The organism is Streptomyces sp. NBC_00690 (genome assembly GCF_036226685.1).
Classification (GTDB): domain Bacteria; phylum Actinomycetota; class Actinomycetes; order Streptomycetales; family Streptomycetaceae; genus Streptomyces.
Window position 1 is genome coordinate 8046053 of sequence record NZ_CP109009.1, and the last position, 26840, is coordinate 8072892.

Annotated in this window: 22 protein-coding genes; 6 read left to right on the forward strand and 16 right to left on the reverse strand. The window is 68.5% G+C overall.

What is annotated here, in order from left to right; translation table 11 throughout:
- The first annotated feature begins 117 nt into the window (after positions 1-117).
- Positions 118-3489, forward strand: coding sequence for a S8 family peptidase (locus OID54_RS34720; protein ID WP_329026148.1), 3372 nt, complete (start codon positions 118-120; stop codon positions 3487-3489).
- Positions 3490-3837: 348 nt separating this feature from the next.
- On the opposite strand, the gene OID54_RS34725 is transcribed toward OID54_RS34720, so the two are convergent.
- Both OID54_RS34725 and OID54_RS34730 read right to left on the reverse strand, forming a co-directional pair.
- Entirely contained in the window at positions 3838-4911 is a 1074-nt protein-coding gene (locus OID54_RS34725) for a PP2C family protein-serine/threonine phosphatase (RefSeq protein WP_329026151.1), read from the reverse strand.
- Positions 4912-5215: 304 nt separating this feature from the next.
- Positions 5216-6370, reverse strand: coding sequence for a collagen-like protein (locus OID54_RS34730; RefSeq protein ID WP_329026153.1), 1155 nt, complete (start codon positions 6368-6370; stop codon positions 5216-5218).
- 771 nt (positions 6371-7141) lie between these two features.
- Here OID54_RS34730 and rfbA point away from each other — a divergent pair.
- From rfbA to rfbD, 4 genes are read left to right on the forward strand one after another with little or no spacing between them, the layout of a single operon-like run.
- A complete protein-coding gene (gene rfbA, locus OID54_RS34735; protein WP_329026155.1) occupies positions 7142-8071 on the forward strand; it encodes a glucose-1-phosphate thymidylyltransferase RfbA in 930 nt (309 codons plus the stop codon).
- 34 nt (positions 8072-8105) lie between these two features.
- Positions 8106-8726, forward strand: coding sequence for a dTDP-4-dehydrorhamnose 3,5-epimerase family protein (locus tag OID54_RS34740; protein ID WP_329026157.1), 621 nt, complete (start codon positions 8106-8108; stop codon positions 8724-8726).
- The gene (rfbB, locus tag OID54_RS34745) at positions 8711-9685 is read left to right on the forward strand and encodes a dTDP-glucose 4,6-dehydratase (RefSeq protein WP_329026159.1); all 975 of its coding nucleotides are present in this window, start codon (positions 8711-8713) and stop codon (positions 9683-9685) included. Before OID54_RS34740 ends, rfbB begins: the two co-directional genes overlap by 16 nt.
- The gene (gene rfbD / locus OID54_RS34750; protein ID WP_329026161.1) at positions 9682-10617 is read left to right on the forward strand and encodes a dTDP-4-dehydrorhamnose reductase; all 936 of its coding nucleotides are present in this window, start codon (positions 9682-9684) and stop codon (positions 10615-10617) included. Before rfbB ends, rfbD begins: the two co-directional genes overlap by 4 nt.
- Before the next feature lie 27 nt (positions 10618-10644).
- Here rfbD and OID54_RS34755 read toward each other — a convergent pair whose 3' ends face one another.
- The 3 genes from OID54_RS34755 to OID54_RS34765 form a co-directional block, all read right to left on the reverse strand.
- A complete protein-coding gene (locus OID54_RS34755; protein WP_329026162.1) occupies positions 10645-11919 on the reverse strand; it encodes a glycosyltransferase in 1275 nt (424 codons plus the stop codon).
- A 21-nt stretch (positions 11920-11940) separates the two neighbouring features.
- Positions 11941-12576 carry a tetratricopeptide repeat protein gene (locus OID54_RS34760; protein ID WP_329026164.1) on the reverse strand — a complete coding sequence of 212 codons (636 nt, stop codon included), beginning with the start codon at positions 12574-12576 and terminating at the stop codon, positions 11941-11943.
- A gap of 512 nt (positions 12577-13088) precedes the next feature.
- Positions 13089-13805 (reverse strand): methyltransferase domain-containing protein, encoded by a 717-nt coding sequence (locus OID54_RS34765; protein ID WP_329027957.1) that lies wholly within the window; start codon positions 13803-13805, stop codon positions 13089-13091.
- Between the two features lie 543 nt (positions 13806-14348).
- Here OID54_RS34765 and OID54_RS34770 point away from each other — a divergent pair.
- A complete protein-coding gene (locus tag OID54_RS34770) occupies positions 14349-15005 on the forward strand; it encodes a phosphatase PAP2 family protein (RefSeq protein ID WP_329026166.1) in 657 nt (218 codons plus the stop codon).
- Positions 15006-15012: 7 nt separating this feature from the next.
- Here OID54_RS34770 and OID54_RS34775 read toward each other — a convergent pair whose 3' ends face one another.
- Genes OID54_RS34775 through OID54_RS34825 form a run of 11 tightly spaced genes read right to left on the reverse strand, consistent with a single transcriptional unit; the run spans position 15013 to position 26840 of the window.
- Positions 15013-16395: a glutamate-1-semialdehyde 2,1-aminomutase gene (locus OID54_RS34775; RefSeq protein ID WP_329026167.1), complete on the reverse strand. Its 1383-nt coding sequence runs from the start codon at positions 16393-16395 to the stop codon at positions 15013-15015.
- Between the two features lie 8 nt (positions 16396-16403).
- Positions 16404-16955, reverse strand: coding sequence for a dTDP-4-dehydrorhamnose 3,5-epimerase family protein (locus OID54_RS34780; protein ID WP_329026169.1), 552 nt, complete (start codon positions 16953-16955; stop codon positions 16404-16406).
- Positions 16952-18199, reverse strand: a complete 1248-nt coding sequence (locus OID54_RS34785) for a polysaccharide pyruvyl transferase family protein (RefSeq protein ID WP_329026171.1) — start codon at positions 18197-18199, stop codon at positions 16952-16954. Before OID54_RS34785 ends, OID54_RS34780 begins: the two co-directional genes overlap by 4 nt.
- Positions 18196-19152, reverse strand: coding sequence for a glycosyltransferase family 2 protein (locus tag OID54_RS34790; RefSeq protein ID WP_329026173.1), 957 nt, complete (start codon positions 19150-19152; stop codon positions 18196-18198). Before OID54_RS34790 ends, OID54_RS34785 begins: the two co-directional genes overlap by 4 nt.
- Positions 19149-20477 carry a hypothetical protein gene (locus OID54_RS34795; RefSeq protein WP_329026175.1) on the reverse strand — a complete coding sequence of 443 codons (1329 nt, stop codon included), beginning with the start codon at positions 20475-20477 and terminating at the stop codon, positions 19149-19151. Before OID54_RS34795 ends, OID54_RS34790 begins: the two co-directional genes overlap by 4 nt.
- Complete coding sequence (locus OID54_RS34800; RefSeq protein ID WP_329026177.1) at positions 20474-21823, reverse strand: DUF4910 domain-containing protein; 1350 nt, start codon at positions 21821-21823, stop codon at positions 20474-20476. Before OID54_RS34800 ends, OID54_RS34795 begins: the two co-directional genes overlap by 4 nt.
- On the reverse strand, positions 21811-22845 hold the full coding sequence (locus OID54_RS34805; protein ID WP_329026179.1) for an NAD-dependent epimerase/dehydratase family protein: 1035 nt from the start codon (positions 22843-22845) through the stop codon (positions 21811-21813). The genes OID54_RS34800 and OID54_RS34805 overlap by 13 nt, the downstream gene beginning before the upstream one ends.
- A 3-nt stretch (positions 22846-22848) precedes the next feature.
- Positions 22849-23496, reverse strand: a complete 648-nt coding sequence (locus OID54_RS34810) for a PIG-L deacetylase family protein (protein WP_329026181.1) — start codon at positions 23494-23496, stop codon at positions 22849-22851.
- The gene (locus OID54_RS34815; protein ID WP_329026183.1) at positions 23493-24311 is read right to left on the reverse strand and encodes a glucose-1-phosphate cytidylyltransferase; all 819 of its coding nucleotides are present in this window, start codon (positions 24309-24311) and stop codon (positions 23493-23495) included. Before OID54_RS34815 ends, OID54_RS34810 begins: the two co-directional genes overlap by 4 nt.
- A gap of 13 nt (positions 24312-24324) precedes the next feature.
- On the reverse strand, positions 24325-25569 hold the full coding sequence (locus OID54_RS34820) for a class I SAM-dependent methyltransferase (protein ID WP_329026185.1): 1245 nt from the start codon (positions 25567-25569) through the stop codon (positions 24325-24327).
- On the reverse strand, positions 25566-26840 hold the full coding sequence (locus tag OID54_RS34825; protein ID WP_329026187.1) for a glycosyltransferase: 1275 nt from the start codon (positions 26838-26840) through the stop codon (positions 25566-25568). The genes OID54_RS34820 and OID54_RS34825 overlap by 4 nt, the downstream gene beginning before the upstream one ends.

Below are 26840 nucleotides of genomic sequence, written 5' to 3' on the forward strand. Positions count from 1 at the left end.
CATCAGTGGGGCTGGGAGCAACGGGAGTTGGATCTTCCTTCTCTTCCCGGCCGTGAGCGGGAGTACGGGGCCGCTCCATGTCTTTCACCCCCCGACCCCGTGCAGCAAGGAGCCATCTTGTTCTCCAACAGACATCAAGGGCGCGGTGCGACCACAGTCACCACGGCCCTTGTGGCGGCGGCACTCGTCGCCGGAATGACCAGTACGAATGCCTTCGCGGATACCGGCGCCGCCGATGACGGTACTGCCGTCGGCAGTGCCGGGACCGGACTCCGATGGGTCACCCTGATCACTGGCGACCGGGTCGGCGTGGACTCCCGTGATCGGGTGGTCTCCGTCCAACGAGGCGCGGGCCGAGAGAAGTTGGCCGTTCGGAGTTGGACCGAACGGGGGCGCACCTACGCCGTTCCGGTCGACGCCGAGCGGCTCATCGCGGCCGGAAAGCTCGACCGGAGACTCTTCGACGTCACCGGGCTCAGCGCCCCCGAAAGCATGCGGGCCTACCGCGACGGTCTGAAGGTCGTCGTCGCATACGAGGGTGCGTCGGAGGCCAAGGCCCGGCAGGGGGTCCGCGCCGATGCGAAGGTGGCGCGGACATTGCCGTCGATCAACGCGGACGCCGTGACCGTACCGAAGGGGGATGCGGGTGGGCTGTGGGCCACCCTCACCGGAGCCGGAGCCGGAGCCGGAGCCGGAGCCGGAGCCGGAGCCGGAGCCGGAGCCGCCCGGGCCGCTATGACCGTCCCGGGGATCCAGCGGATCTGGTTGGACGCGGTGTACACCGCGAACCTGGACACGAGCGTGGGCCGGATCGGCGCCCCGAAGGCTTGGCAGTCCGGGTACGACGGCAAGGGCGTCACCATCGCGGTCCTGGACAGCGGGGTCGACGACACCCATCCGGACCTGGCGACCCAGGTGGTCGGGGCGGCGAACTTCACCTCGTCCCCAGACACCAAGGACCGGAACGGGCACGGCACGCACATCGCCTCGATCGCGGCCGGAACCGGTGCCAAGTCGGGTGGCAAGTACAAGGGCGTCGCGCCCGGAGCCAAGATTCTCAACGCCAAGGTCATGGGCGACCACGGGACCATGGAGTCCGGGGCCATCGCCGCAGTCGACTGGGCCGTCGGCAGGGGCGCCGACGTCGTCACGATGAGCTTCGGCAGCGGTGACGGACCCGAGATCAATCCGCTTGAGGCCCACATCAATCGGATGTCGAAGGAGAAGGGCGTCCTCTTCACGGTCTCCGCCGGCAATGAGGGGCCGAACGCCGGTTCCGTCGGCTCCCCGGGCAGTGCAGAAGCCGCTCTCACCGTCGGCGCCGTGGACGACGCCGACAAGATCGCACCCTTCTCCAGCGTCGGCCCGCTGCATGACGGGGCGATCAAGCCGGATGTCACCGCTCCCGGTGTCAGCATCACCGCTGCGTCGGCCCCCGGCAGTGCCATCGCCGAGCAGGTCGGGGAGAACCCGGCCGGCTACTTCTCCATAGGCGGCACGTCCATGTCCACCCCGCATGTGGCGGGCGCCGCGGCGCTGCTGAAGCAGCGGCACCCCGGCTGGTCGGGCGAGCGGCTCAAGGCCGCGCTGACCGCCTCCGCCCAGGACGGCGGGTACTCGGTGTTCCAGCAGGGCACCGGGCGGATCGCCGTCGACCGTGCCATCGAGCAGACCGTGGTTGCCGACGAGACAACCGTCTCCTTCGGACGTCAGCAGTGGCCGCACACCGACGATCAGCCCGTCGCCAAGCAGATCACCTACCGCAACCTGGGCACCCAGGACATCGCCCTCGACCTGGCGGTCAAGGGGCTCGACGCCCGAGGTGGCCCCGCCCCCGCCGGCCTCTTCGTCCTCGGTACGAACAAGGTCACCGTTCCCGCGGGTTCCACCGCCACCGTCCCCTTCACCGCGGACACCCGGATCGGCGGTGACAACAACGGCGTCCACACCGCCGTCGTCACCGCGACCGGCGGCGGCCAGACAGTCCGGTCCACGGCTTCCGTGGACCGCGAGGTCGAGTCGTACGACCTGGCCCTCGACTTCGTGGGTCGGGACGGCCTGCCCGGCAAGGACTTCTACACCTATCTGAGGCAGATGTCCGGCGAGGGTGATGCCTCCACCACCCTGTACGGCAGTGTCACCGGCACCGAGAAGCTCCGGCTACCGAAGGGCGACTACGCGATCTTCTCCAGCGCGTCGAACGAGTCCGGTGGCTCGGACCGGCTGATCCACCCCAGGCTGGCGCTGACGAAGAACTCCGCTCTCGCCATCGATGCCCGCACCACCAAGCCCGTTGAAATGACCGTCACGGACCGCGGCGCCAAGATGACCGGTGCCGCGGCGGCCGTCTTCGTCGGCATCGGTGAACGGTCCATGGAGTTCAAGGACCACGCCTCCACCACCTTCGACGGCTTCCGTACCGCGCAACTGGGCCCGGAGCAGCCCACCGGTGTCGAGCTCAGGGAATCCCTCTACGCCCAGTGGGAGCGTGGTGCCTCGACCCAGTACGGCCTCGCCGCGGGAGGCGAGGTGAAGCGGCTCTTCACCGGATACAGCAAGAAGTTCGGGGCCGCAGACTTCGCGAAGGTCACCGCATCCCTCGGCGCCTCGGTCCAGGGCAAGACGGGACGTACGACGGCGTTGGGCGGGAAGGATCGATTCGACTTCGGCTCGGAGCACCCCACCGCCCTGCCGGGCTCCCGGACCCACTATCTGGCCACCGACGGGAAGGCCAACCTCTGGTCCCTTTCCGGGGTGCAACTCGATGCCCAGGGGTGGGAGGAGATCGGGTACACGGCTCCGGAGCAGGAGTTCCGCCCGGGTACGAGTCACCGGGTGAAGCTTGGGCCCGCAGTGCACTCCCCGTTGATGCAGGGGCGCAACGGTGTCTTCCGCCAGGGGAACAGGCTTGAGTTCGTTGTGCCGCTGTTCTCGGACGGCCGGGGCAACATCGGTCGGTCCACGTACTCCTCGGCCACGACCACGCTGTACCAGGGCACCACCAAGATCGCGGAGAAGGCGGATCCGCTGATGGGCTGGGAGTTCTACGCCATCGGTGCGGACGACGCCGAGTACACCATGAACACATCGGTGACGCGGAGCCCGGCCGTTTCTGCCGTCGGAACCCGTGTCGATGGTTCCTGGACCTTCCGCAGTGCCAAGCCCGCGACGGAAGGTGAGACGCGCACCGCGCTTTCCACCGTGCGGTTCGGTGCCCATGTGGACCTGGACGGCACTGTTCCGGCAGACCGTACGGTGACGTTTCCGGTGACGGTGCAGGGGCCCGCGGCGGGCAAGGGGCTGAAGTCCCTCGACGTCTCCGTCTCCTACGACTCTGGCGCGACCTGGCAGCGGACATCCGTCACCAAGGGGAAGGTCACCGTAAAGAACCCCGCGAAGGGGAAGACCGTTGCCCTGCGGGGCGAGGTCGCCGACGCACAGGGTGGCAAGGCGAGTGTGACTGTGTACGACGCGTACATCGGCAAGTAGCCACCGGTCGCTTTCGGGCGCAGATGAGAAGGCCCCACCGCACGAGACCTCGTGCGGTGGGGCCTGGTGGAGGTCTCTTGGCGAATGCGCGAGGGAAGGCACGGTTGCGATCTTCGCCGCCCTGTAGTCACCGGGCGGAGGGGAGGTCAGCGGAAGATGTCGACTGCTGTGGTCACCAGGATGGCGTCATGGGCCCCATCAACGACACCGGTAGTTGGCATTGCACGCGGTACCGGCTCACGCCGTTTGCGAGCCCGGGAGCTGGACGCACAGTTCGACCATCCGGTGGCGATGTGTCCACAGCATCGGAGCCGGCCCGATCGGCTCCGGGGGTTCGGCGAGTCGTCGTCAGGCGATGCCGACGGCAAGGGTGGCCATGTCGTCGTCGCGAGGGCCGCCGGTCCATTGGTGGATGGCGTCGGCGAGTGCGTCGAGTACGGCTGCGGGCCCGGCAGGGTCATTGCCGGGAGTGGCGAGGTGGGTGGGATCGTAGAAGTCTCCCCTTCGATTGCGCGCCTCGGTGACCCCGTCGGTGACGAAGAGCAGGATGTCGCCTGCGGAGAGGGGGAAAGCGTCGGGGGTCGTGCGCTGACCGCCCAGTTCTCCCATGCCCAGGGGGAGATCAGGGGCGGCTGGGGTCAGTTCGGTGATGTGGCCGGCTCGAATGAGATAGGGGGCGGGGTGGCCCCGGTTGAGCATGTGCAGGGTGTGGTTCCGGTGGTCGATCTCGGCGATGAGGGCGGTGGTGAACTCCTCGTCATGGCCGCCGTTGGGGTTCTCCGCGCTGTCGCGTTCCAGGGACTGTTCCAACCGGACGGCGAGGTCAGCGAGGTCAGGTACGTAGTGAGCGGCTTCACGAAATGCGCCGATCAGTGTGGAAGTGGTGGACACCGCCCCGAGCCCTTTTCCACGGACGTCGCCCACGAGGATGCGGACACCGTAGGGCGTGTCCTGGATCGTGTAGAGGTCTCCGCCGATCCGGGCCTCGGTGTCCGCACCCTCGTAGCGGGCGGCCACCTCCAGCAGGCCGATCCGTGCGGGAGGGGAGGGCAGCACCGCGCGTTGCATGGCCCCCGCCACCGACCGGACCCTCGCCAACTGCCTCGTATGACGGTCGAGCATGCGGTTCACGTCCAGGCCGATGAGCATCGCGAGCCCGACGTTGAACACCTCCACCCAACCGGTGGCGTCCTCCAGGAGCCCGAGCCACCAGTTCAGCAGCAGTGTGATGCCCAAGGCGAATGCCCCGGTCCACGCCGTACCCCGCAGAGACAGTGTCGCCCCCGCCAGCACACATGCTGACGCGATCAAAGGGACGCCCGTATAGGCGGTCGGCGTCGCCGCATCGGCGACAGCCACGACAACGATCACCGTCAGCGGAAGCCAGCGCACATACGGCCACCGAGCGGTCAGGCGATCCATCCCTCGACCCCCGGAACAGTGTGACGATCGGATGCCACCACGCACTCCCAGCCCTAACCGCACCCGCTCACGGCCAAACCACAGTGCCGCCCGAATGGGCCGCTCCCCGGCGCCCGCCCCGTCCTGACGACCTGACACACAGTGCTGACAGCATCCTGCCAACGGTTGGGCCCCGGCCCCCGTCCTTACCGAAAGGCAACGGTGGAGCCGACGAAGTCGGGCTCCACCGCACCGGCTGGCAGGTATCACATGCCTGCTCGCCGACAACGACTTGCTACTTCAGACGCACGTGCGCCAGGTGGAACTACTGGTCAACGCAGACCGCGTAGGCTTGGAATCCGCCGCCGAGAATCGTGACGGATGCCTGGGTCTGCCAGCCGGTGGCCGGTCCGGACTGCGTGCCTGCGCCCTTCGGAATCGGCGCGTTCTCGATGACGTTGACGGTGCTGAGAAGCCCGAAGGTGTCGTAGCCACCGCCGGTGGCCACGTCGCCGGCCAGGCAGTTGGCCGTTGACGTCACGCCCAAACCGATGAGCACCGGGATAGCCTGGGGGCCCCGGATGACATAGGTGCTCAGCGTCGCCGGGCCCTGCGGCCCCTGTGCACCGGTAGTGCCCTGGGTGCCCTGCGGGCCTTGCGTCCCGTTGGTGCCGTTGGCACCCTGTGCACCTTGGGTGCCTTGCGTGCCGTTGGCACCGGTGGTGCCTTGGGTGCCCTGAGGGCCCTGTGTGCCGTTGGCGCCGGTGGTTCCCTGCGTGCCCTGGGGTCCCTGTGTACCAGGGGCTCCCTGCGTACCGTCTGCCCCGTTGGTGCCCTGTGCGCCGGTGCTGCCTTGGGTGCCCTGGGGTCCCTGTGCGCCGTCCGTGCCGTCCGTGCCGTCTGTGCCGTTGGTGCCTTGTGCGCCCTGGGCTCCCTGCGTGCCGTTGGTGCCCTGGGTGCCCTGGGTGCCCTGCGGGCCCTGAGCTCCGGTGGCTCCCTGGGTGCCGTCCGCGCCATCGGCACCTTGTGCGCCGGTGCTGCCTTGTACACCGTTGGTGCCTTGGGTTCCCTGCGGGCCTTGTGTGCCGTTGGCGCCGGTGGTGCCTTGGGTGCCCTGGGGTCCCTGTGTACCAGGGGCTCCCTGCGCGCCGTCCGTGCCGTCCGTGCCATCGGCACCCTGTGAGCCTTGGGCTCCCTGGGTGCCCCGCGGGCCCTGAGGTCCGGTGGCACCTTGCGCGCCGTCCTCGCCGTCCTCGCCGTCTGCACCCTGCGGTCCCTGTGGGCCAGTAGCACCCTGAGGGCCCTGCGGACCTCGCGGTCCCTGCGCGTTCCCGTTGCCCTTTCCGCCGGGGCCGCCCGGCCGCTCGGGGCCGCTGGCCGTCACGGCACCGTTCGGTCCTGGCAGGCCCAGGCTGTGCTGACTGCCGGAGCGCTCGACGGCATCGGCGATGGCCGCTGCGCTCGGCGCGACGTTGAGCACGGCGGCCAAGGTACCTACCGAAACCAAGGTGATGACTCTCACCCGGTTTCGACCGATGGTTCTACGGTTCACCAGAATTCCTTTCACGAAGAAGCGATGGAGACGGGTCGTGGCAACCAGTTGAGAGGCCGCCAGTGGACCCCGAACGGCTACCGAGGAGGGCAGCCGTCAGCCGAATGACGCATTTGTGCGAAATTCGTAGAGAATGATGAAGCAGGTCATTTTTGACAGGCGCGGAGGTCAGGTGCGCCCGTGGCTCGCGGCAGATGCAAAACATCACACGAATGGTGACGCAAAGCGGTGAGGGCGGAGGTTGGTGCTTTTGGGGGATCGCGCGGCGGTGAAATCGGTTGCATGTCCCAGGCGAGAGCTCTGGGTGCACGGTTGAGATGAGTTTTTTGGTGATGCCGGGAAGCTCGTCCGAGCATGCGGCTGGCAAGTCCCGGCTGGGCAGATTCAAAGGAGGCACCTGGTGTCAGGCGAGAGGAGCCCGGACACCCCTTTGGATGGTTGAACCACCTGGTGGGCGGTGGGCGGTGGGCGTCAGAGCAGGGCGTGGTACCGCTGATCGGCATGCGACATGCCGCGCCGGGAGGGAAGGGCTCGCAGGAAGAGTGCGGTCTGTACTCTCTGCGTGGCGAAAACCGCTGTCCGAAGGCAGTACAACGATGTCAGGAAGACCATCGGTAAGCCATATGCGGAGAATCGAAGGCACGGAGTGAAAGGGGATGGGGAAGCGTTCCCGTACGGACATGGCTTCCCTGACTACCCATGCGTGGAATTCTGCTGGCCGGTGGTACCGGTTCACGGCTTTGGCCGCTGACCCGTTCCGTTTCCAAACAGCTTCTTCCGGTGTTCGACAAGCCGATGATCTACTACCCGCTCTCCACGCTGGTCCTGGCGAAGGTGAGTGAAGTCCTCGTCATCACGACCCCGGAACACCAGGAGCAGTTCCGCTCACTGCTCGGCGACGGCGGTCAGTTCGGTCTGCGCATCGACTACGCGACGCAGGAGCGTCCGGAGGGAATCGCCCAGGCATTCTTGCTGGGTTCCGATTTCATCGGTGACGGATCGGTCGTGCTGATCCTCGGTGACAACATCTTCCATGGTTCGGGGCTGAGCGCCCGGTTGGAGCAGGTGGGCCGCACAGATGGCGGCCATGTCTTCGCCTATCAGGTGGCCAACCCTTCCGCCTATGGCGTGGTCGACTTCGACGAACACGGCAGGGCGCTGTCCATCGAGGAGAAGCCCGCACGCCCGAGGTCCCGGTACGCCGTGCCCGGGCTGTATTTCTATGACAACCGCGTCGTGGAGATCGCTCGCGGACTGCGGCCCAGCGCACGTGGTGAGTTGGAGATCTCTGATGTCAACCGTGTCTATCTGGAGGCCGGCGAACTCTGCGTCACCCGACTCGACCGGGGCACCGCCTGGCTGGACACGGGGACCTTCGCATCCATGGTCCAAGCCTCGGAGTTCGTCCGGGTCGTCGAGGAGCGCCAGGGCCTCAAGATCGGCTGTGTGGAGGAAGCGGCCTGGCGGGTCGGCCTGATCGATGATGACCAGCTCCGCACTCTGGCCCGACCGCTGCTGGCGAGCGGCTACGGCCAGTACCTGTTGGATCTGTTGGACCAGGACGGCCAGTGTGCCGTGGTGTCGCCTCGGGGCGGCGGCTCGCAGGCCCGGCCCGTGGCGACCGCCTGATGGCAAACCGGCGGAGACGGAAGGAACACTACAGGTGAGACCGTTGGGTATCGAAGGCGCCTGGGTGGACACACCACAGGTGTTCACGGATCAAAGGGGCCGCTTCCACGAATGGTTCAGGGCCGACCGGTTCCGTGAACTGACCGGTCACGCGCTGCGCCTGGAGCAGGCGAACTGCTCCAGGTCCGGTCGTGGCACCCTGAGGGGAATCCACTATGCCGCAGTCCCGCCGGGGCAGGCCAAGTACGTGACCTGCGTCAGTGGAGCCGTGCTCGATGTGGTGGTGGACCTTCGCACCGGCTCCCCGACCTTCGGCACGTGGGAGGCCGTTCGCCTCGATGATCGAGAGCACCGGGCCGTGTATCTGTCGGAGGGCCTCGGTCACGCCTTCATGGCGTTGGAGGAGGACTCACTCGTGGTCTACCTCTGCTCCGAAGGGTACGCACCGCAACGCGAGTTCGGGATTCACCCACTCGATCCACAGTTGGCGATCGCATGGCCCGACGACCTCACCCCGGAACTCTCGGACAAGGACGCCGCGGCCCCCACACTGGAGGAAGCCGGGCTGCTGGGTCTGTTGCCCACCCATGAGGAGTGCATCGCCTATCGGCGACGGCTGCGCGGAACTCGGGGAGAAGCATGCGTCTCCTTGTGACCGGCGGGGCCGGGTTCATCGGTTCGGAGTTCATCCGGGGCTGGCTACGGTCCGATCCGAAGGCACATGTCACGGTCCTCGATGCACTCACCTACTCCGGGGTGGAGGAGAACCTGACGTCGGTCGCACACCGTCCCGGCTATCGTTTCGTTCGCGGCGATGTGTGTGATCCCGCTGTGGTCGACCAGGTGATGACTGGTCAGGACGCCGTCGTGCACTTCGCGGCCGAGTCACATGTGGACCGGTCGATCCAGGGAGCTGGGCCGTTCGTCCACACCAATGTCGTCGGGACCCAGGTACTGCTGGACGCAGCCCTGCGGCACGGTGTGGGTCGGTTCCTTCAGGTGTCGACGGACGAGGTGTACGGCTCGATCAGCGAGGGCTCGTGGACCGAGGAGTGGCCGCTTTCGCCGAACTCCCCGTACTCCGCTTCCAAGGGCGCGGCCGATCTCCTCGCCCTCGCCTACCACCGCACCCACGGCCTGGACGTCGTGGTCACCCGTTGCACCAACAACTACGGGCCACACCAGTTCCCCGAGAAGGTCATCCCCCTGTTCATCACCCAGCTGCTCGATGGGAGGTCTGTCCCCCTCTACGGCGACGGTCGCCACATCCGCGACTGGCTGCACGTCTCCGACCACTGCCGCGGCATCGAGCTCGTCCTGCGCGGCGGAAAGCCGGGGGAGATTTACCACATCGGCGGTGGGACCGAGGTCAGCAACCACAAGCTCACCGGACTGCTGCTCGACGCCGTCGGCGCCGGTTGGGACCGGGTCACCCGGGTGGCCGACCGCAAGGGCCATGACCTGCGCTACTCGTTGGACGACCGCAAGATCCGCGAACAGCTCGGCTACGAGCCCCAGGTCCCGTTCGCGGAGGGTCTCGCGGCCACGGTCGACTGGTACCGGGACAACCGTTCCTGGTGGGAGCCGCTCAAGTCCCGATCGGAGCAGGGATGACCGGATCAGTGGCGAACACGGCGTGGCTGGTGACAGGCGCGGGCGGGATACTCGGCCGGGACGTGGTGACGGAACTCCTGGCCGCCCCGAGCACCAGGGTGACCGGACTGACCCGCGGCGAGCTCGACATCACCGACCCTGAGGCCGTGCGCGCAGCAGTCGCTGCACACCATGTGGTCGTCAACTGTGCCGCCTGGACCGATGTGGACGGTGCGGAGGACAACGAGGCCGCGGCGACCGCCGTCAACGGCATGGGCGTACGGCATCTGGCCCGTGCCTGCGCCGAAATGGGGGCGATCCTGCTGCACGTCTCCACCGACTACGTCCTCCCCGGCGACGCCGGGCTGCCATATGCGGAGGACGCCCCGACCGGGCCGGTCAACGCCTACGGCAGGAGCAAACTACTGGGCGAGCGGATGGTGGCCGAGTTGCTCCCGCGCACCGGCTACACCGTGCGCACCGCCTGGCTCTACGGCGAGCACGGTCACAACTTCGTGGCGACGATGCTCGATCTCGCGTGTAGGAGGTCGACCGTGGACGTGGTCGCGGACCAGTACGGGCAGCCCACCTGGTCGGCGGCGCTCGCCCGACAAGTGGCCGTACTCGGGCGGGTCGCGCTGGCCGGGCGGGCTCCGGCGGGTGTTTACCACGGCACGGCTGAGGGGCGTACGACCTGGTACGGGCTTGCCCGGGAGGTGTACCGGCTGAGCGGGCTCGACCCTGAACGGCTTCGCCCCGTCGGCTCGGTGGCGTTCCCCAGGCCCGCGGTTCGACCGGCGTACGGAGTGTTGGCACATGACGGATGGGCGCGCGCCGGGGTCGCCTGTCAGCCGAATTGGCGGGACCAACTGGCAGCGGCCCTGGAAACCCCCCGGTTCGCGGAACCGGCCGCCACCGCTCGTGCCGCGGCCCTCACCCTCGCGGCAGGGTGAAGGCCGCACACCAGTCGTGGAGTCGACTCAGACCAACAACGGCCCGCCGCAGCGTGTCGCACCCTCCTTCATGGCGATGAGGTTCGCCACCACGTAGGAGATGTTGTTCGAGGAGTGCCACTCGGTCGGGAAGTACGTCACCAGTCGGGAACTCTGGAAGCGCGCCTCGATCTCGGGGACGAAGGTCCGGTACTGGTTGTCCGTGTAGTACCAGAAGGAGTTCTCGTTGTAGAACGCGACGTGGGTGGGGTCCTGGTAGGCCCCGCGCCCGTCCGAGCTAGGTGTCGTGGTCAGCAGCATTCCACCGGGTGCCAGCAGCCGGTACAGCTCGTTGATCAGCGGCACCTTCGCAGGCACGTGCTCCAGGAAGTCCACCGCGCGGATCAGCCCGACCGAGTTATCCGGCAGGTCCAGTGGGTCGGGCAGCGTCGCCACGATGTCCACGCCCTCCCCCGGGTGCTGGTCCACACCGAGATAGCCCGGAGGCTTTCGGTGGGCCGCGCCCAGGTCCAGCGCGAGCAGCCCATGGCGCCGGCTCCAGGCCAGGGCATTGGCTTCGACGTACTTGTCGTAGAGGGCGACCGTCTCCTGCTGGATGTGTGCGTTGACCTCTGCGTCGCGTTGGGTGTTTCCCGCGTGCATACGCTGGAGGTAGAGGCAGCTCTTGATGTGATGGAAGTCGCCCACCTGGAACAGTCGACACATCAGGTCCTGGTCGTCCAGGACCGAACGGGTGGCGTCGTAGCCACCGACCTTCGTATAGGCGTCCTTGCGGAACGCGCGCACGTGGTTGGGCGCGTACCAGATGTACGAGACGTTGTGCGGCGTCGGCGCCATGGTCTTCGCGGCCAGCAGTTGCCGTCCGTCGACGAGCACCTCCTCGTACTGCCAGCCGTACGTCTCGTTGAACCGGGTGTCGTCCCGCCCGCCGTCCTCGGTGATCTGGGCGGTGTTGCTGTAGACGAAGACGGCGTCCGGGTTCTCGTCGAACGCCTTCCCCAGCTCGGCCAGACAGTCGCGGGCCAGCAGGTCGTCATGGTCGAGCTCCACCAGGATCTCGCCGCGGGCCAGTTCGCAGGCCCTGCGCTTCGTCGCGCCGACGCCCCGGATGTCGTCGGCGATCTCCACGCGGATCCGCTCGTCGGGTTGCTCTGGCCGCCACCGGGCGCCGTTGTTGAGGAGGACGACCCACTCCCAGTCCTGACAGGACTGTGCCTGAAGCGTCGTCAGGCACTCGTCCAGGAATCGTGGGCGGTGGCTGGGGGTGAAGACGGAGAACTTGGGTGTCGCGGTCGATGCCATGGGAAGATACCTGCCTGGGGTCTAGGAGCTCTCGGTGGTTTCGGTGGTTTCGGTGCTCTCGTCGGGCGCGCGGTAGGGTGCGGCCGACCCTCCGAATGCCTCCGGTACGTGGGAGTGCAGGGACGGGTCGAGCTCGACTGCTTGGTGGTAGGCGGCCCGCGCCTGCTTGTCCAGACCCTTCCGGGCCAGCGTCTCGCCGATGTGGAAATGGGCGGTGGACGCCTTCGGGTCGGCGGCGACGGCCCGCCGCAGGAGGTTGAGTGCCGCGTCGGGATCACCCGTCTCCAGCAACAGGGCCTTGTTGAAGAGGGCAGAGGTGTATGACGAGTCGGTCTTCAGCGCCGTGTCGTAGGCGTGGTGGGCGTCCGCCTGGCGGCCCTCGTTCTGGGCGAGGACGCCGAGGTTGTACCAGGCGAACTTGTTCTTCGGGTCCAGGGCCAGGACCCGTTTGAAGGTCACTTTCGCGTTGGGAATGTCCTGGTGACGGATCTGCAACAGACCGGATTCCAACAAGGCGTCGGCCGCCAGCATCTTGCCGTTCGCATGGTCGAGCACGGCATCGTTCGATGTCGGGTCCGCATGCGTCGTGACGGCCCAGACGACCGCGCCGGTGGCGAGCGTGAGCGCCACCCCGACTCCCGTCCACATTCTTCTCATTTATCACCATTCATTTCGATGTGGTATACGGCGGTCAAAGTAGCGACGCGCCTGCCTCACCGTCGTCTCACACGGGCTCTGCCCACCGCAGACCACCCGAACGTACGCAGCACCCGGCCGCCCCCGCCCCCACACCCCGGCGTGCCGCAGTGGGTCGACGAGACCGGCACACTTGAAGCCGCTCGCGAGGATGGCCGGTTTTCCGGCATGCGAGGGTGTCCTTCTCGACCGGGGTCACCCACGTTGCAGATCACCCGCCGAGCCGACGGCGTTGAAGGCGCGGCCGAACCGGTGGTGTGCTCGGAATCCTGATCACCGCAGTGCAGCGGCGTCTAGGTCCTGCCCTGGCGGATGGCCTGCTCAAAGCCTTCGATGCCGCCCTCTGGCCAGCAGCGCTTGCTCAGGCATCGATCCTGGCGGGGGAGTGGCACACATGGCCGGGAGGAGCGGCGGATCACTCCGCCGCTCCTCCCACCGCCCGTTTCGATCGCCAAGCAGAAGCCTTTTGAGGGTCAAGCCCCCTTCTCGAAGACGAGCACCTCCGTCGAGGCGATGCCCATGGGTGCCAGGAAGCTGGCCTTCAGTCGGCAGCCGAGGGTGGCGAAGAGGTCCACGCAGGTCCGACGAGGCATGGCTGCCGGGTAGGAGCCGTGACCCGCGCCGCCCTGCGTAGCCCAGGCGCGTACCCCGGCCGGGTCCAGGCAGGTCTCCGTCATGACGTCGAAGACGATCCGACCACCGGGCCGCGTCACGCGTGCCATTTCGAAGAAGTAGCGGGAGGCACAGAGGAAGGTCACTGTGTTGAAGACCTTGTGGGCCTGAACCAGGTCGACGCTTTCGTCGGGTGTCGGGGCGAGACTGGATCCGGCAGTCGGTTGGGCGACCACGCTGAAAGTCTCCACCAGGTAGTTCGCCCAGGGCGCTGCCGTCTCATAGATCTCGTAGCGGTCTGGTGAACACTCCTTGAGCGTCTTCTCCAGGTACCGTCCGGACCCGGGGCCGATCTCCAGCACCGTGTTCGGCTTGGCGGCGAAGACGCCGAGAGCGCCTAGTTCATCGATGGTGGACTGGGTGGCGCCGGGCGTCCCGTTCATGACCTGGTCGATGTGGTCACCGACCGACAGACCGGCCGCCCGCGCCGCCCGCATCGTTGCTTCGAACGGGATGAAGTCGTCGACCCCTCCCAAGTTGTTGGTGCTGCGCACGATGTCGAATCCAGCGCGCCCCAAGAGCCGCTTGATCCCCGACTTCAACACTGACGTTCTCCTGTCTGCTGCCTTCACCAGGCATGCTCCCCAGGCCGTCTGCACCTCTCGGTGTCAGCATAGGATCGCGGACGCGGACGCGCAGTGGGACGGCCAATTCGCTACACAGCAGTGCGAAGGCCGGTTCACGATGACAGGGTCGTATCACCGAAATGCGTCCCCATGGAGGCTTCATCGTCGGCGGCGCGGAACCCGGCTGACGTAACCAGCGCCCCTCCCGACCGCGCCAACGTACCCTGCACCATGACCAGTTTGAGAACCGGGTCGGCATGTAGGGATCGATTCTGAGGTGATGGGGATCTCGGTTGCTTTGGGGCCTATACCGGATGGTGGGCGACCGAGCGGCCCGTTGGTCGTTGCGGCGGGTCACCGGATCGACAGACCGTTGATGCACGGTGGGAGCCGGCTGGTGGAGCATGCGCTCGTTGGACCGGACGCCGGTGGCCGCACCCATGCCGACCACCCATCACAACAAGCCACCCTCAGCCGACCGGAAGCGGTGGACAGGTGACCGGCCGCCCGCCGTCCGCGGTACTCCCCCCGGCACTGCGTGCATGGCTCGGGCTGATCGCGGCCCTCGCCACCCTGACGGCCGTTGCGGTCGCTGTCCTGTATGCAGGCCACGACCAGCCCGGCACGATGGACGCATGGATCCAACCGGCGGTGGACGGTGTGCAGCAGCCCTGGCGGAATGTCGCTCTGGCCACGGACTTCCTGGGTGAGCCCGCGGGAGCGGCGGTGCTGGTCCTCGGCGCAGTGACCTGCTGTCTGTTGCTTCGGCGACCCCGCGCGGCGGTACTCATCGTTGTCGGCGCCGGCCTCACCGTGGGGGCGACGAAGCTGCTCAAGCCCCTGGTGGGACGCACCATCCACGGCGACCACCTGGCCTACCCGAGCGGGCACACCGCCTTCTTCACCGCGCTCGCCCTCATGGTGGCGCTGCTCGCGATCGGCCGGCTCGACCTCGGCAGGACGGGCAGCACCCTCTTCGTACTCGCCGCGGCGCTGGTTGCCGGCGCAGCCATGGGGTGGGCCCAGATCGCTCTGGGGGCGCACTACCCGACCGATGTCCTCGGGGGCTGGTGCACCGCGCTGGCAGTGGTACCGGCGACCGCGTGGCTGGTCGATCGGATGGCTGACGCCGGCCGGCAGGGGCGCCGCTGACGTCACCTCATGCGAGGCGTCGGAACACGGGCTTCACCGGTTGCCCGGCCAGCCAGGGAGTGGGGTCACCGGCGTCCAGTGCCTTCCGGTACACCGCACATGCCTGGGCCACCGTGTCGATGGTGTGGTCGATGTCGGCGTCGTCGAGCGCGCTGCTCACCACGAACGACGGGGCGAGCACCCCGCCCATGAGGAGTTGGCGCAGGAACAGGGTCCGGTACTCCTGCGAAGGCTTCCGGTTCTCGTCGAGGGTGGCGAAGACCAGGTTGCTGGCCCGGCCCCGGACGACGATGTGGTCACCGACGCCCATGCTGGCCGCCGCTTCGCGCACTCCGGCCGCCAACCGCTCCCCGAGGGCGTGCAATTGCGCGGTGACACCTTCCTCGACATAGGTGGTCAGCACGGCCATCGCGGCGGCCAGCGAGTGTGTTTCCGCACCGTGCGTGGTGGACAACAGGAACACTCGGTCGCCGGAGTGACGCAGCCCGCCCCGCTCCATGAGCTCACGGCGTCCGGCCAGCGCGGAGACGGCGAACCCGTTGCCCAGTGCCTTGCCGAACGTGGAGAGATCGGGGACGACGCCGTACAGGCCCTGCGCACCCGCCTCGGACCAGCGGAGGCCGGTGATCATCTCGTCGAAGATCAGTACGCAGCCGTGCCGGTGGGCCAACTCTCTTAGCCCGGCCAGATATCCGGCAGTGGGGTCCTCCTCGCCGGAGCGAAGGGAAGAACCGGGCGAGGACCCGGTGTGGTCGGCGGGTTCGAGGATCAGACAGGCGACCTCGCCCTGATACCGGGTGAGCAACTCCTCCGTGGCGGCCAGGTCCCCGTAGGGGAATGCCACGGTGAGCTCGGTGGTCGCCGCCGGAATCCCCGCGGACATCGGCGTGGTGCCGATGAACCAGTCGTCGACGGAGTAGAACGGATGATCGCCGCAGATGGCCACCCGTTGGCGCCCGGTGACGGCGCGGGCGAGGCGCACCGCGGCCGTGGTGGCGTCGGAGCCGTTCTTCGTGAACTTCACCATCTCTGCGGTCGGCACGGTGGCCAGGAAGCGTTCCGCTGCCTCGACCTCCACGATGGACGGCCGGACGAAGTTGCTGCCACGGTCGAGTTCCCGCCGCACCGCCTCGATCACGCGTGGATGGGCGTGGCCGAGACTGACCGAACGCAGTCCGGAGCCGTACTCGATGTAGCGGTTGCCGTCGACGTCCCACACATGGGCGCCGTGGCCGTGACTGATGATCGGGGCCAGGTTCTCGGGGTACTGGTCGTCGCCCTTGGCGTAGGTGTGCGCGCCCCCGGGGACCAGGGCGTGCAGCCGCTCGTTCGCGAGCCGAGACCGGGGCAGGAGGAACTCTTCGGTGCCTGCGATGCCTTGGGTGTACACGCCGACCCTCAACTCTTCTGGTGCTGGAGGACCTCGGCGAGGCTCGGCGCCTCCCGGTCCCGTGCGGACATCGATGTGACCGGCAGCGGCCAGGGAATGGCGAGCTCCGGGTCGTCGAAGGCGATCGTCACGTCCTCGGTCGGGTTGTGCGGGCGGTCGATCCGGTACGAGACGTCCGCGGTCCCGGTCAGTGCCTGGAAGCCGTGCGCGCACCCCGCCGGGATGTACAGGGTCACCTGTGTCTCGCCGGACAGCTCGAAGAAGGCCCGATTGAGGTAGGTCGGCGAGTCTCTCCGCAGGTCCACGACGACGTCGAAGATCCTCCCGTACGAGCACCGGACCAGCTTGGCCTCGCCGGCTCCGGAGCGCAGATGCAGGCCGCGCAGCACCCCCTGGACCGAGCGGGAGACGCTGGACTGGACGAAGGCGTCCGGGTCGAGGCCCACCGAGCGGACCACGTCGGCGTCGAAGGTGCGGCAGAAGAAGCCGCGCTCGTCGGCGTACGGGGTCGGCTCGAACTGGTATGCGCCGGTGATGGCCGGGACTTCGATCGCTTTCATGGAGCCTTCCGCAGGGTGGTGGCGTGGGTGTGGTCGGTCGTCGGGAAGAGGACCGCGGTCAAGGCGGTGAACTGGTGCTCAAGGCGCTGGACGGCGACCGCGTTTCGCTCGATGAGGGTCCGTCGGACCTCAGCCGAGCTCTGCTCAAGTTCCCGGAACTGCTTGAGCAGCCGGTCGGCGTCGACCTCGCGGGCCGGGTGGCAGTACGCCTCCAGTCCCATCTGAGCCATGAGTGCGTCGCTCTTTGCCGCATAGCTGAGCGAGAGCGTCGGCGTACCGACCTTCAGTGCGCAGATCAGGTTGTGGTACCGGGTCGCCACCACGGTGTCGGCAGCCGCCATCTCCTTCATCAGATCGGTCACCGAAGACGCCTCGGCAGCGGTGACCAGCGGCGAGTCCACCGTGTCGAGGATCGAGGCGACCACCGCCGTATCCACCCCGTCGCCGGTGAGCAGTCGGACCGGCCTGCCGTCCTCGACCAGCGCGCGGACGAAGCGGGTGGTCCCGTCGAGGTAGCGCCGATAGATCTCCTCCGCCCGGGCGCGGTCGTCATTACTGCCGTGGAAGGCCATGACGCCGACGCAGACCGGGCCCGGCGCCCCCGGGGGCGTGCCGGTCCCGGTCCGGGGCAGTGTCGGCAGCGCGAACGCCAGGTCCGGATAGACCTCGTCACGCGCGGTGTCCACGCCCATCGCCCGCATCGCGTCGCGGGACGGGGCATCCCGGTACGACCGGTACGTGGCCAGCCGCGCCGACCAGCGCACCAGGGCGCGTGTGGGTCGACTGCCGATCGCGGCGGCGCCGACGCTGACGAGCGCGACCCGGGTACCGAACAGCCGGCCGCTCGCGCAGAGCAGGAACAGCGAGTAGGGAAAGCCCCACGGCCGCAGTGGCAGCGTCGCCTCCAGGACGCCCATGCCGGGGATGATCACCACATCGTGCCGGCGCACCCAGGCAGCGGTGCGGAAGGCATCGACGAGTTTGCCCAGGCCCTTCCCCGCGATCGCGCCCGCACGTGACGCGGTCCGGTACTCCCCGCGGTACCAGTGCAGTCGCGTCGCGGGGATCCCGTACCGGGCCTCGACGACCTCGGGCCCACCGCACAGCGCGTCCACGACCGCCTCCGGGTGCTTGGCGCGGAGGTACCCGAGCATGGCTTCGAGCGACCCGTCGTTGCCGAGGTTGCCGGAGCCGAGCAGACCGAACACCCCGACACGCACCGGAGTTCCGTGCGGGGACTTCATGCCTGCCTGCCTTCACGGCCGGCGACGAGGGCGTCGACGGAGACGGTGAGCCTGCTCGGGTCCACCGGGGCACGGTCCTCGACCCGCTCACCGGCGCCCGGCCGGACCCGGCTGGTCATCCATGCGGCCAGGTGGCCGTAGCACGCCCGGCGGTCGGCCGGGGACAACGGCGCCCGCCGGATCGCCGCGACGAAGCCCCAGACGTACTCGGCGAGCAGCCGGGGCGTCGGATGCAACGCCCCTGCCCGCCGCGGGTCCAGATTGACGCACCGGGCGCGCTTGCCCGGGTTCGCCCGCTCGGCGCGGGTGGGGTGGTCGCGGCGGAAGTACATCAACTCCGGCACCTGGTGGAAGGGCCCGTGCAGGGTGATCTCAGCGACGAACGTGCGGTCCGCGTGGTGGTAGCTGTCGTGCGGCTTCACCCGGCGCAGCACATCGGCCCGCATCACCCCGTAGAAGTCGTCGCCACCGGGCTCGAACAGCAGACTGCGAAAGCGCTCCGGAGCGTGCGGCGAGTCGGTGGCGAGCCCGTAGTCGTACGGGACTTTCACCTGGCCGTCGCCGTCGATGACCGCCTGGCCGGTGTGGGCGAGAATCACCTCCGGCCGCTCGTCCAACGCCTCCACGCAGCGTTGCAGCAGGTCCCGGGCGTACAGGTCGTCGTGTGAAGCCCACTTGAACAGCTCGCTGCGGCATTCGGTGAACACATGGTTGTGGTTCGGTGCGGCGCCGATGTTCTTCGGTAGCCGTACGTACCGGATGCGCGTGTCCTGCGCGGCGTACCGACGGCAGATGTCCTGGGTCCCGTCGGTCGACGCGTTGTCGGACACGACCAGTTCGAAGTCCTCGTAGGTCTGGCCGAGCAGGGCGTCGAACGCCTCGGCGAGGTACTCCTCGCCGTTGTACACGGGCAGGCCGATGCTCAACCGTGGAATGCGGCGAGATGCGGTCATGGTGTCCTCACTTCACGAAGGGAGTTCTGGTGGTGCTCACGCAGGGCGGACCGCAACTGCAGCCACCACACGGCCGAGCTGCTCAACGTCGCGGCGGCCACGCCCCAGGCCGAGCCGACCGTGCCGGCCACGGCGGCTCCACCGAGCCCACCGCTGACATAGCAGGCGGAGGCGAACAGTTGGCAGCGCAGACTGCGTCGGGCCGCGCCGAGCGCGCGCAGCCCGGCCGCTGCGCCGACGCCGAGACCGGCGCCCGCGACACCGAGTGTGGCCGGCACGATGAGCGTCGATGCGGAGTGCCAGACACCGCCGAGCACGAACTCTCCGAACCGGTCAGGCACCAGCAGCAGCGCCGCGCCCCAGAGCAGGGCGGCGACGGCCTGCCCGCCGCCGAGCAGGAGGCAGAACATGCGCAGCCGGTGCGGTGCCTGCCGCAGTACCCGTGCGGCCTCCGCGACGGTGACCAGCGACAGCCCCATCAGCGCGGCGAGGAACGGGGCGAGCAGGAGTTCGGCGCCCCGGATCACACCCACCGCACTGACCCCGACGATCAGACCGAGGCCGTAGGCCCGCAGTTGGGCCGCGCCACTGACACCGACGTTCTCGACCAGGTACCGGTATCCGAGGTCGCGGTGCTGGCGGAGCCACTCGCGCGCTCCGGTCAACCGGGGGCGGATACCGGACTGGACGCAGCCGTACACGGCGGCCACCGCGGCGGACGTGCCCCAGGCGAGCACGAAGGCGGCCACGGTGTCCACACGGGCCGCAACCACCATGGCGGGGACGAGTGCGATGCCCCCCAGGAGGTCGTTGACGAGCGCCTTCCGCCCGGTGCCGGCGGCGAAGAACGAGAACCGCCAGGCGTCCTGCAGGAGCAGTGCGGGCAGGACGAGGCCGAGTGCGGCGAACGCGATCCCCAGCTGGCCGCCCAGAGCGAGTCCAACCACCAGGAACAGGGTGCCGACGGTTGAACCGATGCCCAGGGCCGTACCCGACGATCTGCCCACCGCCCCGCGCCAGGACGCGACCTCCACACCGCTGAAGCGCACCATCAGCGGGTCGGTGGCCAGCCCGCGGGAGACGCTGAGCACCACGCCGTAGGTCAACCAGGCCAGGCTGAACACACCGAACGCGGCCAGCCCCAGCGAGCGTGCCACATAGATTCCCACCGCGAAGTTGGTCAGGCTACAGACCGCCTGGTCGGCCAGTCCCCAGGACAACCGGCCGAGGACGGCCCGCTTGGCGTTGGGCCGGGTGCCTTCGGCCGGGGCCGCCGACGGCTCCGCCGTTCTCGGGTTCTGACTCCCGGTGGTCATCGGCGTCATGCCTTGATCAGCCCGGCGCCGTGGAGGGCGTCGGCCGCGACGGCGACGGTGTCGAACGGAAGCCCGGCCCGTTCGGCGACGTCCAGCAGACTGTGCTCGCCGTCCGAGAGGTTGAGCACCCAGAGCATGGCCATCTGGGCCTGCTTCGCATCGCTTCGGCCGCCGAGCGATTCGTACAACCCGCGCCGCCCCAGCTGCGGTTCGCCGTAGGGGCTGAGGTTGACGTACCGCCGGTTGCGCTCCAGCACCGCGAATGCCTCACGACAGACGGCGAGAGTGTCCGCCATCGCGTCCGGGGAGACGAAGTCCGGATTGTCCGCCGAGGTGTGGTACTCGGGGTAGCCGGCGTACGGGGTACGGCTGAGCGAGCCCACCCCGAGATCGAACCCGGGCGAGCAGAACTGCCGCTCGTCATAGCCGTACGGAGTGAACTCGGTGACCCGGTGCGGGCGTTCGGAGGCACGGAGCACATGCCGCACCACCCGGTCGATCTCCGCGTCGCCACGTCTGCTCTGTTTGTACGTCAGTTGACCCGGGTCGCCCGCACAGGCCAGCACCAGACCGTGCTCGACCCTTCCGCCGGCTCTCGGCTCCTCCCTCGACCCTCCACCGGGAGGAGCTCCCGGAGCGGCGGACACCCCACCCACCCGCTCCGCATTGCGGGCCAGCCAGGTGATCGCCCCGATGGTGCCGGGCGCGAAGATGAACCGGTAGGTGTAGTACGGCGTCGTCTCCGCCAGCGCCCGGGCCAGGAACGTCGCCACCGCGATGCCGGCCAGATTGTCGTTGGCCAGCGATGGGTGACACACATGGCAGGAGACGATCACCTCATCGGAGATCTGCCCGGGGACCACGTGCTCCGCGTAGGTGAGATGGCCATCGGCGAGCGTGGAGTCGATGTGCACCTCGTAGTCGCCGTCCGGCAGTGCGTCCAAGGTCTCCTGGGCCAGACAGAAACCCCAGTCCGGCTTGTAGTAGCTGGTGCGGTACGGCACCCAGCTCGGATGGTCCGGCAGGGTGTGCAGATGCTCGCGCAGCTCGGCCAGCCGTATGGTCGCCGACACGGGCACGCTGTAGCCGAGCACGTGCAGGCTGGACGCCGCGAAGTCGACGACCCGGTTGCCGGCGGTGTCGGCGATGTACGCGTCCCGGATGTTCCACTCCTGCGGCACCGTCCAGTCGAGTACCTGCGTCCCGGTCGGCACTTCGTGGACCTGGAGCGGAATGTACTCGCCGACGATCTCCAAGGTGGCGCGCACACCGTCGCCCGTGATGCTCCGGCACAGTGGGTACAGCCGCTCCACCAGTTCGTGCATCTGCTCGCCGGCCGCGGTCATCGGCGCCACCGCAGGGTCTCGTCGACGGCGCCGGCACCCTGCTGCTGGAGCGCCGCGCGCAGCACGGCCAGCCGGGTGAAGCGCTGTTCGAAGTCCTCCTGGGTCAGCCCGTGTTCCCGGTAGGCGTCGGCGAGTTCGAGCGCACCGCGCTTTACCGACCACTCGCACTCGAAGTCCGGGACCGCGGCGCGGAACCGGGAGAAGTCCACCCGGTAGGACCGGGGATCGGCACCCGCCTCCCCGGTGATCACCACCCGTGAGCCGGAAACCGCCTCGGCGACCTGCTCGGCGATCTCGGCGACCGTGACGTTGTTGATCTCGCTGCCGATGTTGAACGCCCGGTCGTGCACCGCCTCCCGAGGCGCGATCAGTGCCGCCGCGAAGGCTTGTGCGATATCGGCGGCATGCACCAGTGGGCGCCAGGGGGTGCCGTCGGAGAGCACCAGCACCTCGCCGGACAGGAGCGCATGGCCCACCAGATTGTTCAGCACGATGTCAGCGCGCAGCCGGGGTGAGTAGCCGAACGCGGTGGCGTTGCGCATGTAGACCGGGGTGAAGTCGCCGTCGGACAGCGCGTGCAGATCGTCCTCCACCCGCACCTTGGACTCCGCGTACGGCGTCACCGGGCGCAGCGGGGCGTCCTCGGCCACCAGGCCGTCACCGCCCGAAGCCCCGTAGACCGAGCAGGTTGACGCGTACAGGAAGCGTTGCACCCCGGCGTCGCGTGCCAGCCGGGCCAGGTGCACGGACGCATGGTGGTTGATGTCGTAGGTGAGGTCCGGTGCCAGCGCTCCCAGCGGGTCGTTGGAGAGTGCGGCCAGATGGATCACGGCGTCCACCCCGGCCACGTGCTCGGCCGTGATGTCGCGCAGGTCCACCCGATGCCCCGGCGGGTCCGCTGGCGTCGGGCCCAACACGCAGTGGGCGAACAGTCCGGAGTCAAGGCCGACGACCTCGTGCCCGGCGGCGGTGAGCACCGGGGCCATCACGGTGCCCAAATAGCCCTGGTGTCCGGTCAGTAGCACGCGCATGGTTCATTCCCCCAGGTCGAGAGTGAGTTTGGTGACGGCGAACGCCTCGGCGTAGCGCGCGTGGCATTCGATGCCGCGGATGCGTGCCAGACCGAGGAATGCCTCCCGGTCGTACCAGGGCCGGTGCCGTTGGGACGGATAGTGCTCCTGTAGGAGTTGCACCTTCCGCTCGGCGAGCTCCGGCGACAGCGGCTGGTACGCCACCGGACGGCCCAGATCGCCGTCCCACTTGACGATCTCGTAGCCGAGCACGAGGTGGTCGCGGAACGCAGTGGACATCAACTTCGCCAGACCGCGGTGATCCTGATGTGCGTCATCGGTGCGCGGCGCCAGTACGAGATCCGGCTCGGTCCGCCCCCGTAACTCCTCGACCGCGGCCTTGGCCTCGTCCCACTGCGCAGGCAGTCGGCCGTCCGTCAGCTTGAGCACGGTCAGCCGGAGGTCGGCGCCCGGGCAGAAGGCGGCGAGCGCGGCCTGCTCCTCCTGCTCCCGCTCGCTGCTACCGCCCGAGAGGACCAGCGCGTCGACGCGGATGCCCGGCCGTGCCAGGCACATGGCCAGCAGTGTGCCGCCGGCCCCGATGGCGATGTCGTCGCAGTGCGCGCCGACCACGGCGACCTGGTTCAGAGGTCCCGTTCCGAGTCGGATCATGGTGTCCTCGCCGCTTCGGTCACCTTCGCCTGCGTACCGCTCCGCTCCCACACGGCCCATGGACGGTCGCCCCGGGCGTAAGCGGCGTCGAGAGCCGCCCGCTCCTTCACGGTGTCGGTCGGCTTCCAGAAGCCGCGGTGCTGGTGTGCGACCAGTCGGCCGCGCTTGGCCAGTTGGGCGCAGCCGTCGGCGACCAAGTCCCCGTTCTCCGGGATGTGGTCGAAGACCTCCTGCCGTAGCACGAAGTAGCCGCCGTTCTCCCACAGCGGCAGTTCGCTCACCGCGGTGATGCCTCCCACCAGGCCGTCCTCGCCCAAGTCGACGCAGTGGAAGGAGGACTGCGGGGGGACCACCATCATCGACGCACCGACGTCGCGCTGGGTGAACCGTTCGATCATCTCCGGCAGGGGGGCGTCGGTGAGTACGTCGGCGTAGTTGGCGAGAAACATCTCATCGCCGTCCAGGTGGTGCCGCACCCGGCGCAGCCGCTCCCCGATCGGTGACTCGATGCCGGTCTGCACGAAGGTGATCGTCCAATCGGCGATGTCGTTGGACAGCAGTTCGGCGCGCCCGTTGCGCAGCACGAAATCGTTGGACATCGTCTCCTCGTAGTTGAGGAAGAAGTTCTTGATGTGCTGGGCGCCGTAGCCGAGGCACAGGATGAACTCGGTGTGCCCGAAGTGCGCGTAGTAGCGCATGACGTGCCAGATCAGCGGCCGAGGCCCGACCATGGCCATCGGCTTGGGCATGTCGTCGTCGGAGGCTCCGTTGCGCATGCGCAGCCCGTAACCGCCGCAGAACAGTACGACCTTCATGCTGCGATCTCCTTCACGACGCGACCTCGACAATGCTCAGTTCCGGGATGGGGAAGACCAACCGGCCGCCCCATTCGTGTACGAAGGACAGTTGCTCGACCAACTCGGTCCGCAGGTTCCAGGGGAGGACGAGCACGTAGTCCGGGCGGTCGGTGGCAATCTGCTCGGGCGGCAGGATCGGGATGCGGGTGCCCGGGGTGAACCTGCCGTGCTTGTACGGGTTGCGGTCGACCGTGTACGCGAGCAGGTCAGGCCGGATGCCGCAGTGGTTGAGCAGGGTGTTGCCCTTGCCGGGGGCGCCGTATCCGACGACCCTCTCGCCGCGCTCGGCCGCCTCGATGAGGAACCGCAGGAGGTCTCGGCGCACCTTGGCCACCCGAGCGGCGAACTCGGTGTACCCGGAGAGTTCCTGGAGACCGGCGGCCTTCTCCTGATTTAACACTTCGGCCACCTGCCGGGTCTGCTCGCCGGCCACCTCCGTCGGCCGGGCCCACAACCGGATCGAGCCGCCATGGGTGGGCAGCAACTCGACGTCCACGAGCGAGAGCCCGCCGCTCTCCAACGCCCGGGCCGCGGACGCGACCGTGTAGTACTGGAAGTGCTCGTGGTAGATCGTGTCGTACTGGTTCTGCTCGATCAGGGTCAGCAGGTGCTGCACCTCGATGGAGACCCAGCCGTCGTCGGCGACCAGGGCGCGCAGCCCCTTGGTGAACCCGACCACATCGGGGATGTGCGCGTACACGTTGTTGGCTACGACCAGGTCCGCCGGACCGTGCTCGGCGCGGACGGTGGCACCGGTGGTCGGGTCAAGGAAGGCCGTGAGCGTGGGCACGCCCGCGTCCCGCGCTGCGGCGCCGACGTTCACCGACGGTTCGACGCCGAGGCAGCGGATACCTCGGTCCACCAGGTGCCTCAGCAGATACCCGTCGTTGCTCGCGACCTCGACCACGAAGGCTTCCTCGCCCTTGGAGCCGAGTCCCAGCCGCTCCACGGCGTCGGCGACGAACGTGCGCGCGTGCTCCACCCAGGAGGTCGAGTAGGACGAGAAGTACGCGTACTGCGTGAACGTCTCCTCCGGGCTGATCAGCGGGGGGATCTGCGCGAGCCAGCAGTCGGTGCAGACCTGCAAGTGCAGCGGATACGCCGGCTCCGGTCGCTCCAGTTGGTCCGCGGCGAGAAAGCTCTCGCACGGCGGGGTCGCTCCAAGATCGACGACGCTTGCCATCGCCGCCGAGCCACAGAGTCGGCACGGTGTCATCTACTGTCCCCATCCCTGCTCGCGCGGGTTCCCCGCCGCGAGCCAGTGCTTTTGTCCCCAACCGGCGGCGGGTTGTCCCCGTCGCCGGACCGCCCCGCGATCGCGGTGCGGTATCCATGCACCAGGCGCTCCAGCCCGACCGTCGGGCTGAAGTCCAGTTCGTAACGGCGCCGGGCGGCCCGCCCCATCTCCCGGTTACGGTCCGGCTCTCGTGTGATCCGGCGCAGACAGGACGCGAGCGAGGCGGCATCGCCCGGCTGGTGCAGCAGCCCGCTCACGCCGTCGTCGACGAGTTCGACGAAGGCGCCGTGACCGGCCGCGACGGTCGGCACCCCGGCCGCCATCGCCTCCGCCACCACCAGGCCGAACGCCTCCAGCCAGGTCGAGGGAGCCACGACCGCGACCGACCGCGCGATGACCTGCCGGCACTGTGCCGGGTCGTACAGACCGACGTACCGCACGTCGTCCCGGCCCGCGGCCCAGGCCGTCACCTCCTGCTCCAACGGCCCCGTACCGGCGATCACGAGCGGTACGCCGACACCGCCGTCCGCGGCGATCTCGTCCCACGCCGTCATCAGCAGCCGCACGCCCTTGGCCTCCGCGAGTCGGCCGAGATAGAGCAGGTGGTCGCCGCCACCGGTGCGTTGGGTGCCCGGCTCGGGCACGAAGTTGTGCTTCACCGCCAGTCGCTCGGCCGGCATGCCGGCCTGCACCAGGACTTCGCGCTGCGCCGCGGAGATGCAGAAGAACCGCTCGACGCCGGACCACCACCGCTGCCGGTTGACGAGAAGGCTGATCGCGAGCGGCACCGTCGCCAGCCGGGAGTTTCGGTAGCAGCCGTGCCGGACTGCGGGCAACGGCGTCGAACCGACGCACTCGGTGCACGGCCGGCCGTCCCGCTGCAAGGTGCCGGGCGGGCAGATCTGGGTGTAGTTGTGCAGCGTGGCGACGGCGGGCACCCCGGCGTCGGCGCAGGCGGCCAGCACTGCGGGCGACAGGAGCGGGAAGACGTTGTGGACGTGTACGACGTCCGGCCGGTCGGTACGAAGCCGGGTGGCGAGCTCCGAGCGTACCCCCGGGTGCCACGGCACAAGGAGGGGCAACGCGGCCTTGCCCAGCAGGGACCGGGTGGCGATGTCGTCGCTGCGTCGCTCGAACAACTCGACCCGGTGGCCCGCGGCGCGCAGCAGTGCCACCTCCCGATCGACGACGTTGTTCTCCCCGCTCGGCTGCGCCGAGGAGTAGCGGTTGTGCACTACGAGAACGTGCAT